The organism is Vibrio sp. 1580 (assembly GCF_033340055.1).
Genome location: NZ_JAWOVT010000007.1, coordinates 99,504 through 114,902, shown reverse-complemented (window position 1 = coordinate 114,902; position 15,399 = coordinate 99,504). Strand labels below are relative to the sequence as shown.

Below are 15,399 nucleotides of genomic sequence, written 5' to 3'. Positions count from 1 at the left end.
TGGTATCTAACTTTTGGTTATCTAAATAATAGATAAAATTCTAAGCATTGAGTAGAACTATTTGGACAGAGAAATATGACTCGTAACGAACGAATTTTTCATGCAGTACTTTTTGAGTTAATCGCACTCGCGATTATTGTACCAGCGGCTTCATTGATCACTGGAAAGGGCTCTAGTGATCTTGCGTTGGTTGGGGTCGGGTTGAGCATGTATACCGTGATATGGAACTACATCTACAACTTGTACTTTGATAAGTGGTTTGGTGGCAATCGAGCTGAGCGAAGTTTAGCGATGCGGCTTGGACACACTGTTGGTTTCGAGGGAGGATTGATCTTTATCTCTCTACCTGTGATTGCCTGGTTCTTAGAAATTACGCTTCTTCAAGCTCTGATGCTGGAAGCCGGCTTCCTCGTTTTCTTCCTATTTTATGCTACTGGTTTTAACTGGTTGTATGACAAGGTTCAACCATTTAGCAAAATGAAAAAGCGATTATTGCCGCAGGCATCGACAGGAAAAATATAGGACTAAAAAACGCCACCGAGTTCGGTGGCGTTTTTTGTTCAAATTACACAGACAAAACTCTTAAAATCTTATCTGCATGTTCTGCAACTTCAATGCCTTCGTCTGTTAGATAACCACCGTCAGGCTGTGTACAAAGTTGCTTCTCATATAGACGAGCAACGGCTGCCTGCATTTCTTCTGACGCGTCTGTATGAACTTTAATACCAGTTGCAGCACTACTTAGGTCGAACTGAAGAAGTAGATTCAATTCGGCGATATGTTCAGCTGAATATTTCATAAATGATTCCTTTGCGCTTTTTTTACCAAGCTAGTCTGAAAAGTAGCGTTGGGCAACATTCAACGACAAGAAGTGTTAAGTATGGCGCTATCAGGCTGATATAACGCAGGATCTTTGTTCGAAAGGTCGAATACTTGTTAAGTATCAATGATACTTACGGTAGCGAATGATAGGCGCTATTTATTGCTTGATCTCCCAATAACAACGATTTTAGTAAACACGCCAAATAGCACTTGAAAAAATAGGGAAATAGAGCGATTATCCGCGCCTCTTTAAATGTTTCTAAATGTTACACCAGAATGAACTTTAATCAGTTTGACTCACTATTACCGCCACAAGCTGCGGAACGCGCAGCTGAAGTGGGGGTAGGCAAAGCAACGAAAGCTCCAATCAAATCTTTTCTGCTCGCCATTTCTGCGGGGCTTCATATTGGTATTGCTTTCATCTTCTATACCACAGTAACGACAGGCGCAGGCGAGCTGCCTTGGGGCATTACACGACTCATTGGTGGTCTGGCATTTAGCCTTGGTTTGATTTTGGTGGTGGTTACTGGCGGCGAGCTTTTCACTAGCTCTGTACTGACACTAGTTGCGCGTGCGAGTGGAAAAATCTCTTGGCAAGCACTTATCAAAAACTGGTTGGTGGTTTACTTTGGCAATATGGTTGGGGCCATTTTGCTCGTGGCCTGTATGCTAGTTACCAAGCAATATATGTTTGATCATGGCCAAGTTGGTCTTAACGCGATGGCGATCTCCCAACACAAATTACATCATGGTTTCTTTGCTGCTGTTGCGCTTGGCATCATGTGTAACGTATTAGTTTGTATTGCAGTTTGGATGACGTTTAGTGGGCGAACATTGACAGATAAAATAGCGGTCATGATTTTGCCTGTGGCTATGTTCGTGTCGGCAGGTTTTGAGCACTGTATTGCGAACATGTTCCAAGTACCTATGGCGATTGGTATTAAGTACTTTGCGCCAGAAGCGTTTTGGCAAATGACAGGGGCAGATATTGCAAACTACGCGGACTTAAACATGATGGGGTTCATCGTAAACAACCTAATTCCTGTTACGATAGGAAACATTATTGGTGGTGGCGTATTTGTTGGCATGTGGTATTGGATGATTTATCTACGCGATGAAGATAACCATTTGCGATAAGTTTAGAAGATCACAAGAAAGGCGAACCAGATGGTTCGCCTTTCTTTTTATTTGTCTCTGCAAATGTCAAATAAGTCGAGTCATGCTAAATCAACTCTTCGTTGATGCCAAAATCGGTTGGGAGCCAATGAGAAGTTACTTCCTTTGGTTCTTGAACGAGCCAATCCAGAGGTGCATCGGACAGGAGTTCATCGTAATTTTCTTTGATCATTAAGACATCCATGTACGTCTCTCCAAGTTTGTGGTCACTGCCTTTACTATAAAATTAGAACATGTCAGTCACGTGATCAATGCATGACGATTCGATTGATCACTTATGTTGCTATGTTTCTGGTTGCGTATGGGTTTTGGGGGCTTATCCACATTTTCTGTGGTTACAAGCTTTTTACAACCAAAAACTTAGGTCAAGTGGCGTACAGGAAGTGTTCCTACAGTAGTACATAACCAATTATTAGACAACTCAAAAAGGGAAGTAAGCACAACGTTTTGAGATTCTTGAATCCATAGTATTGTTACGAATAAACATGCAAATGTAGGATTTTAAAATAAAAAACGAATCATCGCTGGTGGTGCTTCTTGGTGGAGATATTAAGGGGAATATCCAAAAGTACATATCGAGCATTACTGAGCATAGGAACATCTAGCCCATTATTTTCGGGCTAGAAATAGCAAAATATCCTAGGCTGCTTCCTCTTTGTGCTTCTTAACTATACGTTGAACTGAGGACAAGCTGATACCTATCTGTTCTGCAATCTTTCTTTGTGGTACGCCATCGTTAAGCAGTGCAATCACATCAGCTTTCTGTCTCATCGATGTTGAACGGCCTTTGTAAACACCTTTTGCTTTAGCAATCTCAATACCTTCACGCTGTCTCTCTTTCTTGATATCAACCTCAAACTGGTACACAGCGCCGATAAGGTTTAGCAAAAGTTCATTTGTAGGATTTGATTTATCACCTGTAAAAGTAAGGTTTTCTTTTGCAAAGGTAACTGTCACTCCTTTACTAGTGATTTGATGGAGTAACTCGTTTAAATCCTTCAAGGAGCGCGCTAGACGGCTTATATCATCGACTAACACCTCATCACCTACAGACAGATTAACTAACATGTTTGTAAGCTCTGGGCGCTTTGTAGAACGTCCAGACACTTTATCGATGATTTGCACATAACCTTCTGGTGTTTTCACTTCCTGACGTTCAGTGTGCTGCTCTGCGGTACTCACTCGGATGTAATGATACTTAGTCATTGTCACTCTCCCTTACTGAATTAATCTAGTTGCATAGTAGTGTAATTCTTTTGTATTCACAAGTCTAAACCCTAGATATTTTGCAGATTGAAGTGTATTTATGCTAGTAATTACGTTGCTTTTGTATTCATTTAATTTGCATTTTTTAGGGTATACATATGAATACAACCCAAGATCAACTCTAGGTTTTTTAACGTTAAATCATTGCTGAGAAAAATTTCTGTACCTTGTGGACAGCTAGAGGGACTTGCTAAGCATTTTTGTGCTAATACTTGATTGTTATTTTTCAATCAATAAGGGAGCGTTAACAATGGGATGGTTTAGCAATAACATAGAACCAATTGATCAGGATTTACTTGATAAGGTAGCAATCCACCGATATAAACAACTAGCTATGTCATATAACTACTGTAAAAGTGAACTGAACAAAGAGAATCTAACGGATGTCGAAAAGTTAACGTTGGAAGTAAACAAGCGGAAATTGATTGATAAAGCTGTTGAGCTACTGGACAGCTTAGAACACAAAGAGGTTATAGCAATAAATAATGACAAAGAGGATCTGAGCACAACTTATTTATTTAAAGATTACATCTCTTTTGGAGAGGGTGAGTATTTAGAAAAATTAACACAATACTTAATTAAATAGTTGAAACTAAATTAAAAAACTAAAGTATTGATTCTCATATAGCCAAAACAATTTCTTCTTTTTCATGTGGTTGATGTCGCCATTACTTCTAAAAGTCAGTTTGGTGTTATCGGTAAAAATTACAACGTGGTTGATACCTTTTAACTTCAAACTGGCTTGAACAATGGTTTGTTTCTCTGTGGAGTGATTCCAGCCATGATTGAGTTGGGCTAATGCTTTGGTTTTGTCAGTTTTGGCATGCTGCAAAGCGAGATTAAGAGATATTAAGCTGTCACGCTTGGTACTGTACTTGTTCAACGCACAAGACTTTAATTCAATCCACCAGCCTGTGCTCATATCGTAGAAGTCACCAACAGCCAGAAAACTGTCTCCGTTACTATCCGTGAATGTTAAATCAAAAGGTTTGCTGGTTGAGTTGTAGAGTAAGTTTGGGTGACGCTGGTGGAATAGGTATTCTTGCTCTGAATCGTAATGGTCTTTAAAAGGGGCACTCTCCCCATTCGTCATTTGAAAGAATGTTTTCATGTTCCTCTTCTTCTGGATATAAGGAAGAAACATCAATCGCAATTGTGTTTTTGTGTTTCTTGATTGATGGGTGAGCATCGAGTCGTGACTTCAACATCTGGGAGGTTTTGAAACTGTCACCAGTGTATTCACTTGGTAGAACCTGTTTAGGGTCTGCCTTAGCTAAATAGCTGAGATGATGAAACAAAGCTGCAAAATGTTCTGGCTGAGTATTCTTGATTGGATGTTTTAGCGGTCGGTTTTTCCAGTCGCGCTCAAGTTCTTTTGGGGTATGTACTGTATTGCTAATATGCACTTTGCCGTGTTTCCAATGCTTCTTGATTAGCTCGGCTAAGGCTGTCGTTGACTGAGTAATATCACGGCTGAAAGCAAAGACAACATGGTAATGAAACCCCACAGCTTCTTTGTTGCTGTCGCCAATAGGACGGTGCTCTAACTTCCAAACAGTGTGTAAAGGAACTTTATTATCCTTGACCTTAAAACTACGTCTTAATTCTTTAAGGAGCTTAGTGATGTTATCAGGCTGATGTCGGGCATTATCCGAATAGTTCAGCGTTAGGATTAGGAAGGTGTATCTGTATGTTTGGTGGTTAAGGTACTCCCACCACCTAACTAACGAGGTCAGATGATCATAATCGTAGCTGTAACTTTTATTAACACGATACGCACCTCGAAAGAGATAACCCTTATCTTTAATTGGTATGTATTCTTTACTCATAATCGTTCATTTCATTCACTATTACACTTACCACACAACTCACCAATAGCCGAAACCCTTACAGAATGCGGGTTGGGAGTCGATATCTACATTTCACCCAAAAGAATATTGAATATCTATTCAAGGCTTATGCAAAAAGGCTCCAAGTAGGATTACTATCCTTACTTGACTTTGTTCAACTACGGGAATAATGACAAACTAGAATTTACACATATGCAAATTAAAAGTATAGAAATTATATTATAGTCACGTTTAAGTTGCAGGGGAGCGACTCTGGAAGGGTTCGGTTTTTATTGTGTAGGTATGGTCGGTTTTGATGTAAAAGCTTGCCTGAGCGCGTTATAGGCACTTTTAAGACTACTTTCTCATTGCATCTAGTAGCTTACGTTTGAACTCTCGCTCTTTTTCTTCTACTTCAGCAAGTGTTTGTGCTTTTTCTTCGTCCAGTAGGGTTTGAATCTGGTCTTCAATCCATCGCTGTTGTTTAGCTTCAATATCTGATTGGTAATCCACTCGCACCTTGTCTAATGATTCGGCTAACTTCTGCTTAGCTTTTGCTGGTGGTAACTCATAAACAATGCTGATGCCTGAACCAGCTAATCTGTATTTATCAGAAACAATGACAAACTTTTGCTTCAACTTCTCTGGTACATCGTTAAGAAAATGATAGATAGACGAATAGAACTCTTTGACATATTTACCGTCACGTTCATGCAGCATCTTGGTTGTAGATTCGAGTTTATCTAGTCGATCTTGGTCAAAAACAATAGGACAACGCTCGTTAAGTTCTTGGATTAGTTCTTTATTCATATTAGTGAATCTCCTGTGCTGGTTGGTACTTGCTGACGTAATATTGAATTGTGCGGATTGATAGGCTTGGTGCTATTTGTTCACGGATGATTTGTTCTGCGGTCTTACCCTCAATAAGAGCTTGGATTACTGCCAATACTGGTTGCAAGCGTCGATTTTGAGTGCAGTAAACCATTGCTGCTTCTGGTGTATAGTGCATAAAGCTTCCTTGTGTTTCAGAAAAAAGAAAGACACACCAATCGCCATTTTCTATGAGATAGTGCGTTCGATATGTATCACCAATAACTGCTTGGTGAGTTTTGCTAATGAGCTAACTTTCTAACTCATTAATAATATTGTAACAATAATCATTATCATTTGCAAGTCTTATTGACAAATGCAATTTTACTTATGGGTATGGTTAATCCATCTCGTACTTCAAACACTGGATACTTTCATAAAGAGCTGGAACGTGTTCAACACCTCGATCTATATAACGTTGCTTGGTGCCTATATGGCTGTGTCCCATCATCCATTCAATGTGTAATTCTGAAACCCCACCAGAGGCTAAACCGGACGCAAAATTGTGTCTAAAACTATAAAATGAACGTGGTAAACCTTTTTCGTCCTCTGTTGGTATGTTCAGGGATATCATAAGCTTTTTGAATCGTTGTGTTATTGATTGGCTAGAGAAAATTTCACCACCATTCTTGATGTAGTCAACCACACCAAATTCTACTAACTTTGGATGAATAGGGATGTATCTCGTTGAATTTTGTGTTTTTGTTCCACGTATATGTAGAAATTCAATGCCTTCCTCGATTTTGATGTCTTCAGGCTGAAGGTTAGAAATTTCAGAATTCCTAGATCCTGAGTACATTTGAAGTAGTATCGGTACTTTAAATCCATCAAGATCAGTTGTAGCGAACATTTGAAAGGCTTTTAGTTCTGCTTTCGTGAATGCTGAGCGTTCACCTCCATCCACGTAACTATTGAACCTCATATCTGAGACTGGATTTTTATCTATTAACCCATGACGCCAGAAGTGATCGAAGAATAGATTTACAGACGTTTTGATACGTTTTAGAGTTTTGCCTACTCTTTGATCTGGCGGTACTTCCTCATTTTCTGCAGCCTCGATCCTTTCTTCAATGGACATCGATTTCCAAGGGTTACGCTTTGTTAGAGGGTATTTAGACCACAACCAGAAAACCCTATCGAGTTCTCTACCATCAATTTCACCTATTGGGGTGTCCTTCCATAGATGCAAAGGTAAGGATGATAGATAGTTTATTTTTTCATCTGAAGCCTTCGCCGAAACTGGTTTACTCTTCTTAACGTACAAATTACTCGACTTGTCACGGATGTATTGATCAAGAGCAACCGAAAAAGTTGGAGTATGGGAAGGTTTAGCAGCATCAATTTGTGACGTTGTACCAATTTCAAAACTTTGCTTTAAGGCTGCTAGGTTGTTGTGGGCCGTCACTAGGTCATCATTTTGTAGAGCATTAGCAATGTTCTTTCTGTAAATGTCTAAGATCCCTAGCTCTTGTGTCGGTTGCTCGTAGTGGAGTTCCAACCCTTGATCGTGTTCATCTACTTGCGGTAAGTGAGAAGGTCGCAGAAGCTTTTCAATCTGTGATTCTCTGAAAGTCGGCACATGTTTGTAATGCTCACTTAGGTTTTTACCTGTATATCCTTCAGCGTCTTCTACTTGCATATTATGGAGGGTTGCTCCAATAGTATGCTGGTAATGAGCTACGATACTTGATTTACCCATTGTTGATCGAGGGAAAAGAACTGCTGTAGCTGCCTCAATCGCTGCATCTACCTGATAATCTACGATAGTTTTTAGTAATTCAATACTCACCCTTCCTAACCTCCTTCTCTCGATAACAACATTTTCTACAATAGCCTGTGCTAACTGTTTTATATCAGTTTTCAGACTCTTCCGTATAGTTTGACCGTTATGTTTGATGTTTATGTAGTAGATATCACCCCGTTTAAAGAGGTGATGAGGTGAGTTTTTTCGGTGTGATAAAAGGTGGTACATATGGTGGTACACTCTCTCAGTTATAGTGAGTACACCACTTTTCTTTGACCTTTGTGTGTAGGAAAAACCTTTTTCCAGACAACCGGTTATGTTTCTGATTGCGTATATGTTTTCATTGCTTATCCACATTTTCTGTGGATAACCTGTATCAAAGGTCGTGCGTATCTAAACTTGCAAAGAAAATTTCATAAAATTAGAGGCTTATATCAAAAAGAATTCTGCCTGACTTTTCATCTGAAAGCGTCTTGATGAGTGCTCGAAGAATAGTTGAGTTATTCAGTTATAAGTACGTTCGACTTGGCACCATAAGTTGTTTAACGGGCTTTACCCACAAGCGCCAACTAACCGTGAGTTTTGGTCGATTCGGGTTGCTCGATTTTTATCTTGATTCGGCCTTCTTTGGTTTGTACCCAGCGCAATGTCATTTCTAACGTTATGGTTACGGAGGCACTCAACATGACGAAAATAGCCAGCATAATTACTAACTGGTATTTAATCGCAACCATCGGGCTCGCGCCACCTAGAATTTGACCGGTCATCATACCCGGTAAGGTAACCAGTCCTGTAGTGGCCATAGAAGCTAAAGTCGGGGCAAGGGACTTTCTAAGAGCCTCTTGAATGAAGGGGAAGGATGCGTAGCGAGGAGAGGCTCCAAGTGAGATTGCAGCCTCATATTCTGCTTGTCTCTGCTCAAAAGCCGTAAACAAATTCTGAAGAGCGATGATATTACTACTCAAGCTGTTACCCAATAACATACCAGCAAGTGGGATCATGTACTGCGCATTGTAAATAGGGGATGGTTGCACTAGGCCTGCTGTAATTGCTATCAGAAGTGGTATTAGACCACAGGTAAGGCCCGTTAGTAGCGGAAGCATAAGTGGCTTTTTAGGTAAGCGAGCTTTTCCCGCAATTGAGCTGGCACCAATCAGTAGCATGATGGCAAGCCAAAGTATATTGACAAGTAAGCTGTTTAATTGAAAAAGATATTCTAAATACACGCCAATCAATATGAGCTGAAGTGTCATTCGGATAACACTGATTATGGTGTCTTTTGCTATCCCTAATTTGTAGCGGGCATTGATAAAGAAGGGGACCAATAAAATCAAACCAAACAGTGCCAGTTTGACCCAGCTTATATCCACCACGTTATCCATAATCGCTCCTTGAAAATACGCGAATAATTGTATCTAAGCCTCCCCTTTATATGAACCACTATGTGCACTTTTTGCTGTTCTTAAAGTAAACCTTGAGTGCTATTTTAGACATTAATACGCAGCATTCTGTTTACAAGTGGTTATCTTTTTCGGAGTTTTTAAGTCGATTTATGGCATGGTAATTACGATTTAAATGTGATCGATGTTTCTTAAATGTTGTTTATTTAACAACTCCTTAAAAGACTTATTTTGTCACATCTGTTCATGTTTTTTAATAAATAACATCAATCCATCATATCTCTGGATGAGCTCAAAAAAGTGTTGAATTACAAGGTCTGAGGTCGCTTATTTGATTGAACCCTACTATTAGTATGGTCTAACATTTTCCATTAGAGATTGTAAAAAACTTAAGCTTGGTTACGCGGGCTTTTCAATAACACTAGATACAAAATAGGCAAATGTATGAGTGATGTTAATAAAATTGAGAGTGGTGAAAAACGCTCCCTGGAGTGGAAGTCGTTCCTCTTCATTGCAGTTGTTCTCTTCCCAATTCTGAGTGTGGCCTTTGTTGGCGGCTACGGGTTCATCGTTTGGATGTTGCAAGTCTTCTTCTTTGGACCTCCAGGCGCGCACGGCATGTAAGCCAGTGAGCTCATAACCACACTTTTGAAAAGATTTTAAGAGAGCAAATAATGAAATCATTAATCATTAAACTGTGGCGTACCATGACGCGCCCAGCTGTACATATCAGCCTAGGTGTGCTGACTATGGGCGGCTTTATTGCTGGTGTTATCTTTTGGGGTGGCTTTAACACCGCTCTAGAAGCAACCAACACAGAAGAATTCTGTATTAGTTGTCACACAATGCGTGACAACGTGTACGTTGAGCTACAAGAAACGGTGCACTGGAAAAACCACTCTGGTGTTCGTGCTACCTGTCCTGATTGTCACGTTCCACATAACTGGACAGATAAGATCGCTCGTAAGATGCAAGCTTCTAAAGAAGTATTTGCACAAGTATTTGGCAACTACGACGAACCGGGTGTGTTCGAAGAGCGTCGTATCGAACTTGCTAAACACGAATGGGATCGTTTCTCGGCAAACAAATCTCTGGAGTGTAAAAACTGTCACAACTACGAATCGATGGATTTCGAGCAAATGTCTCCTACGGCTCGTATCCAAATGAAGCAAGCCGCTGAGAAAGATCAAAGCTGTGTTGACTGTCACAAGGGTATTGCGCACAACCTACCAGCAGGCATGGACAGCATTGGCGGTATCGTGGGTGATCTAGAGGGTATGACTTCTAACACGGATTACGGCGTTGGTCAGCAACTCGTGAGCGTTCGTCACCTACCAATTTACTTTGATGCGCAAGGCAGTAAAGAAGCTGGTCTTCTTAATCCTGCATCGACCGTTAAAGTTCTTGAAGACAAAGGCGAGTTTGTTGAGATCGAAATTGACGGTTGGCGCAAAGCAAAAGGTTTTGGTCGTGTAATTCAAGAAGACTTCGGTAAGAACATTGCGACTGCGTCTCTGATGAAAGAAGCAGCAACAGACAGCAACATTGTGACGACTGGTGAGAAAAAAGTGGATGAGCTAACAGGCCTTCCTTGGGAAAAAGTAGCGGCGAAAGTATGGATTAAGAAAGAGTCTATGCTGAACGACATCAATCCTGTTTGGGAAAAATCTCGTGAAGCCTACAAGACCAATTGTTCTGTATGTCACACTCAACCTGCGGAAGCGCACTTCGACGCGAACACCTGGCCAGGTATGTTCGACGGTATGTTGGCGTTCGTTAACCTAGATACAGACAGTGAAGCACTGATCTTGAAGTATCTACAGAAACACTCTTCAGATTATGCTGAAGGTCACCACTAATAAGCGTCGGATTGGAGTAATTTTAAATGGCTATTACACGAAGAAGTTTTCTTAAAGGTGTAGCAACCACAAGTGCAGCGTCAGTAATTGGTCCTAGCTTATTGGCGTCCGCCTCTGCAAATGCCGTTGAGACGACAGGTACTTGGAAAGTAACCGGTTCTCACTGGGGCGCGTTCCGCGCCCACATCTACGCGGGTAAAGTTCAAGAGATCAAGCCGCTAGAGCTAGACAAAAACCCAACAGAAATGTTGAACGGCATTAAGGGTATTATCTACAGCCCTTCACGTGTTCGTTACCCAATGGTTCGTCTAGATTGGTTGAAGAAACACAAATACAGCGCGGATACTCGCGGTAACAACCGTTTCATCCGAGTAACTTGGGATGAAGCGCTAGACTTGTTCTACCGTGAACTAGAACGTATTCAAAAAGACTACGGCCCATGGGCGCTGCATGCAGGTCAAACAGGTTGGAACCAAACGGGTTCATTTAACAACTGTACTGCGCACATGCAACGTGCAGTAGGTATGCATGGCAACTTCATCACTAAAGTAGGTGACTACTCGACGGGTGCAGGTCAAACCATTATGCCGTACGTGCTAGGCTCAACCGAAGTTTATGCACAAGGTACGTCTTGGTCTGAGATCCTAGAAAACTCTGACAACATCGTTCTTTGGGCTAACGACCCAGTGAAAAACCTTCAAGTAGGTTGGAACTGTGAAACGCATGAGTCGTTTAAGTACCTTGCACAACTAAAAGAAAAAGTGGCGAAAGGTGAGATCAACGTTCTATCTGTAGACCCAGTGAAGAACAAAACTCAGCGCTACTTAGAGAACGATCACTTGTACATCAACCCGCTGACAGACGTAGCGTTCATGCTCGCTGTGGCACACGTGTTGTACAACGAAAACCTGTACGATAAGAAATTCATTGATACTTACTGTCTAGGCTTTGAAGAGTTCATTCAATACGTTCAAGGTAAGACAAAAGACAAAGTAGAGAAGACGCCCGAATGGGCAGCAGCGATTTGTGGCGTGAAAGCGGACAAGATCCGTGAATTCGCACGCATGCTAGTCAGCGGTCGTACACAGATCCTGATGGGTTGGTGTATCCAGCGTCAAGAGCACGGTGAGCAGCCATACTGGGCAGCGGCTGTGGTTGCTGCAATGGTTGGTCAAATCGGTCTACCTGGCGGTGGTATCTCTTACGGTCACCATTACTCAAGTATCGGTGTGCCTTCTACTGGTTTCGCGGGCCCTGGTGGTTTCCCTCGTAACCTTGACCAAGGTATGAAACCGAAGTGGGACAACAACGACTTTAACGGTTACAGTCGTACTATCCCAGTTGCACGTTGGATCGACTGTCTGCTAGAACCTGGCAAAGAGATCAACTACAACGGCGGTAAAGTGAAACTGCCAGACTTCAAGATGATGGTTATCTCGGGTTGTAACCCATGGCACCACCATCAAGATCGTAACCGCATGAAGAAAGCGTTCCGCAAACTTCAAACGGTTGTAACGATCGAGTTTGCTTGGACTGCGACATGTCGTTTCTCAGATATCGTTCTACCGGCGTGTACGCAATGGGAACGTAACGACATCGACGTATACGGTTCATACTCGAACAAAGGTCTGATTGCGATGCATCGTCTCGTTGATCCATTGTTCCAATCTAAGCCTGACTTCCAAATCATGAGTGAACTCACTCAGCGTTTTGGTCGCCGCGAAGAATACACTCGTGGTATGAGCGAGATGGAATGGATCGAAAGCCTTTACAACGATTGTAAAAAAGCGAACGAAGGTAAGTTTGAAATGCCAGAATTCAACGAGTTCTGGGAGAAGAGCGTACTAGACTTCGGTGAAGGTGAACCTTGGGTTCGTCATGCGGACTTCCGTAAAGACCCTGAGCTTAACCCACTAGGTACACCGTCTGGCTTCATCGAGATTACATCACGCAAGATCGGCCGTTACGGTTACGAACACTGTCAAGAGCACCCAATGTGGTTCGAAAAATCAGAGCGTTCACACGGTGGTCCTGGTTCAGATAAATACCCATTCTGGTTGCAGTCTTGCCACCCTGATAAGCGTCTTCACTCTCAAATGTGTGAGTCTGAAGAGTTCCGCGCGACTTACGCGGTACAAGGTCGTGAGCCGGTTTACATCAACCCAGCGGATGCCAAAGCAAAAGGTATCAAAGATGGTGATTTGGTACGTGTATTCAACGGTCGTGGTCAGCTGTTAGCTGGTGCTGTTTTGACTGACAGCTACCCACGTGGCGTTATTCGTATCGAAGAAGGTGCATGGTACGGTCCTCTAAACGAGAAAGAAGGCGCAATCTGTACCTACGGTGATCCTAACACCCTAACGCAAGACATCGGTTCTTCTGAGCTTGCACAGGCGACTTCTGCGAACACATGTATCGTAGACTTCGAGAAGTTCACAGGTAAAGTGCCGCCAGTCACTTCATTTGGTGGTCCGATCGAAGTTGCTTAATTAGTGCAGTTTGCATAAATCCAAATACCAGCCTCAGGGCTGGTATTTTTTTATCAAAATTTCAGTGAGCGTTGTCTCAATAGTAACTTCATAACGTTAAACGAGACTGGTATTCGTGATGATGGTAACGAATTGGGTGAGACAAGCAGGAGATAATGCGCCAAGCTAAACAATAATAATTAAGTGAGTAGACTCTTTATGGCTCAGAGCATTCAATTAGCAAATCACACTGAGATCACTGTGAATAACAATGACTTCCAAGTTGAAGTCGAGGGTAATCAATTACGTTTTTCTTTTGCTGGCCTTCACAATAAAACCTTTACGGACCGTGAAGTGTTATTCGAAATGCCGTTTTTGTACGAGCACGAGGCCAACGTAATTGGGGATGGTTTTCAAATGTTGGCGCAAACGGCGGGAACGATCAATCACCCCGTTGATATTGGTCGCTGCCCAGACAATAATCCTTCTTATCGAATCTACCCTAAAAATGCACCTAAGCGTTATTACAACTATTTAGTGGTGGAAGGTTCAGCGGGCTACACATTATTTGGCTTCACATCATGTCATCGCTTTGCAGGCTATTTTGATGTTGTGCTGCGTGATGGGCATTGGGTTTTATCAGCCGCAATTGATGGTGAGTTGACTCAAGTGGCGGATTGGGAAAGTAATCAACTTGAATCCGTGGCGGTACTCTGTGGTCAATCGCTGTCCGAGCTTTATCAAACCTATGGCGAGATGATTGCAAAGCATCATCCTGTTCGCCAAGGTGTGACACAAGATGCGCCTGTTGGTTGGTGTTCGTGGTACGCGTACTACGCAGACGTGACAGAGCAAAACATCATGCAGAACGTTGATTGCATGCAAGATAAGCTCGAAGACCTGGAGTGGGTACTTCTGGATGATGGCTATCAAGCCTTTATGGGCGATTGGTTAACCCCATCAGATAAGTTTTCTGGTGGCGTAAAAGAGCTCATTCATAGTATCCGTGCAAAAGGCAAAAAGCCGGCGATTTGGATGGCGCCCTTTATTGCTCAGCCTGAGTCGGAGATCTTCAAACAGCATCCAGATTGGTTTGTTCGCCACAAAGATGGAAGCTTACTTAAAGCAGAAGATGTCACATACGGTGGTTGGCGATGCACGCCTTGGTACATTCTCGATACTTCAAACCCTGAAGTGCAAGATCACCTAACTCATGTGGTCTCTGTTATGCGTCAAGAGTGGGGCGTTGAGCTATTCAAATTAGACGCAAACTACTGGGGCACGTTAAAAGGTAAACGAAGCCAATCGGGTGTCACCGGTGTAGAAGCCTACCGCATGGGTATGGAAGCGATTGCCAAAGGCGCTGGTGATGCGTGGCTTTTAGGTTGCAACGCGCCAATGTGGCCATCTCTGGGGCTTGTGGATGCAATGCGTGTTTCTGACGATGTAGAGCGTCATAGTCGTCGATTCGAACAGATAGCCAAAGAAACCTTTTACCGTAGTTGGCAGCACCGAAAACTGTGGCAAATTGACCCGGATTGCGCCACGTTCACTTCATTAGCTAATCAATCTGCATCCAGAGAAGAGTATGAATTTCATCGCACGGTGTTATTAGCGAGTGGTGGTTTGCTGCTGTCTGGTGACCCGCTCCCTGAGATTACACCGTTTGCTAAGAAGACACTGTCTAAGCTCATGTTACGTCAACAACGTAACCAACAATCTGCAAAGTTTACCGCTTTGAGTTTAAATCACGCGTTTTTAAAACTAACGACGAAGAATGACCTCCATTGTTTGTTTAATTATGCGAGTTACGGAGCGATGGAATTTACGCTGACGTCTGATCAACCGGTGGACTGGTATGATTACTGGACAGGGGAAAAGCTAAACCAAGAACCTTGCCAGTTGTTAATGGTGAGCGTGGATAAAGGGCTCAATGCGAAAGCGATCGTTACAGCATAACGTGAA

The 15,399-nt window shown here is 42.2% G+C and carries 16 protein-coding genes; 7 read left to right on the top strand and 9 right to left on the bottom strand.

Going from position 1 to position 15,399, the window contains the following annotated elements; translation table 11 throughout:
• Positions 1-75: 75 nt before the first annotated feature.
• Positions 76-522: a PACE efflux transporter gene (locus tag R7093_RS13070; RefSeq protein ID WP_005378150.1), complete on the top strand. Its 447-nt coding sequence runs from the start codon at positions 76-78 to the stop codon at positions 520-522.
• Between the two features lie 43 nt (positions 523-565).
• On the opposite strand, the gene R7093_RS13065 is transcribed toward R7093_RS13070, so the two are convergent.
• The gene (locus tag R7093_RS13065; RefSeq protein WP_005378148.1) at positions 566-799 is read right to left on the bottom strand and encodes a TIGR02647 family protein; all 234 of its coding nucleotides are present in this window, start codon (positions 797-799) and stop codon (positions 566-568) included.
• 299 nt (positions 800-1,098) lie between these two features.
• On the opposite strand from R7093_RS13065, the gene focA reads away from it, so the two are divergent.
• The gene (gene focA, locus R7093_RS13060; protein WP_005378146.1) at positions 1,099-1,959 is read left to right on the top strand and encodes a formate transporter FocA; all 861 of its coding nucleotides are present in this window, start codon (positions 1,099-1,101) and stop codon (positions 1,957-1,959) included.
• Between the two features lie 85 nt (positions 1,960-2,044).
• Here focA and R7093_RS13055 read toward each other — a convergent pair whose 3' ends face one another.
• Entirely contained in the window at positions 2,045-2,182 is a 138-nt protein-coding gene (locus tag R7093_RS13055; protein ID WP_005378145.1) for a hypothetical protein, read from the bottom strand.
• 455 nt (positions 2,183-2,637) lie between these two features.
• Positions 2,638-3,204, bottom strand: a complete 567-nt coding sequence (locus R7093_RS13050) for a recombinase family protein (RefSeq protein WP_262640413.1) — start codon at positions 3,202-3,204, stop codon at positions 2,638-2,640.
• A gap of 310 nt (positions 3,205-3,514) precedes the next feature.
• Here R7093_RS13050 and R7093_RS13045 point away from each other — a divergent pair, with 310 nt between their 5' ends.
• Entirely contained in the window at positions 3,515-3,850 is a 336-nt protein-coding gene (locus tag R7093_RS13045; protein ID WP_318058065.1) for a hypothetical protein, read from the top strand.
• Between the two features lie 6 nt (positions 3,851-3,856).
• Here R7093_RS13045 and R7093_RS13040 read toward each other — a convergent pair whose 3' ends face one another.
• From R7093_RS13040 to R7093_RS13015, 6 genes are all read right to left on the bottom strand, one after another.
• Entirely contained in the window at positions 3,857-4,375 is a 519-nt protein-coding gene (locus R7093_RS13040) for a hypothetical protein (protein ID WP_318146686.1), read from the bottom strand.
• Positions 4,329-5,093, bottom strand: coding sequence for an inovirus-type Gp2 protein (locus R7093_RS13035; protein ID WP_318146685.1), 765 nt, complete (start codon positions 5,091-5,093; stop codon positions 4,329-4,331). Before R7093_RS13035 ends, R7093_RS13040 begins: the two co-directional genes overlap by 47 nt.
• Positions 5,094-5,450: 357 nt before the next feature.
• A complete protein-coding gene (locus R7093_RS13030; protein ID WP_140136617.1) occupies positions 5,451-5,903 on the bottom strand; it encodes a hypothetical protein in 453 nt (150 codons plus the stop codon).
• Between the two features lies 1 nt (position 5,904).
• Complete coding sequence (locus R7093_RS13025; RefSeq protein WP_318146684.1) at positions 5,905-6,102, bottom strand: hypothetical protein; 198 nt, start codon at positions 6,100-6,102, stop codon at positions 5,905-5,907.
• 201 nt (positions 6,103-6,303) lie between these two features.
• Positions 6,304-7,752 carry a tyrosine-type recombinase/integrase gene (locus tag R7093_RS13020; protein ID WP_318146683.1) on the bottom strand — a complete coding sequence of 483 codons (1,449 nt, stop codon included), beginning with the start codon at positions 7,750-7,752 and terminating at the stop codon, positions 6,304-6,306.
• Positions 7,753-8,276: 524 nt separating this feature from the next.
• Positions 8,277-9,089, bottom strand: coding sequence for an ABC transporter permease (locus tag R7093_RS13015; RefSeq protein WP_047100766.1), 813 nt, complete (start codon positions 9,087-9,089; stop codon positions 8,277-8,279).
• A 462-nt stretch (positions 9,090-9,551) separates the two neighbouring features.
• On the opposite strand from R7093_RS13015, the gene torE reads away from it, so the two are divergent.
• The 4 genes from torE (at position 9,552) to R7093_RS12995 (ending at position 15,393) form a co-directional block, all read left to right on the top strand.
• Positions 9,552-9,731 carry a trimethylamine N-oxide reductase system protein TorE gene (gene torE / locus R7093_RS13010; RefSeq protein ID WP_005378141.1) on the top strand — a complete coding sequence of 60 codons (180 nt, stop codon included), beginning with the start codon at positions 9,552-9,554 and terminating at the stop codon, positions 9,729-9,731.
• Positions 9,732-9,781: 50 nt separating this feature from the next.
• A complete protein-coding gene (torC, locus tag R7093_RS13005) occupies positions 9,782-10,966 on the top strand; it encodes a pentaheme c-type cytochrome TorC (protein WP_005378139.1) in 1,185 nt (394 codons plus the stop codon).
• 26 nt (positions 10,967-10,992) lie between these two features.
• Positions 10,993-13,455 (top strand): trimethylamine-N-oxide reductase TorA, encoded by a 2,463-nt coding sequence (gene torA / locus R7093_RS13000; RefSeq protein ID WP_047100764.1) that lies wholly within the window; start codon positions 10,993-10,995, stop codon positions 13,453-13,455.
• Positions 13,456-13,653: 198 nt separating this feature from the next.
• On the top strand, positions 13,654-15,393 hold the full coding sequence (locus R7093_RS12995; RefSeq protein ID WP_047100762.1) for a glycoside hydrolase family 36 protein: 1,740 nt from the start codon (positions 13,654-13,656) through the stop codon (positions 15,391-15,393).
• Positions 15,394-15,399 lie beyond the last annotated feature (6 nt).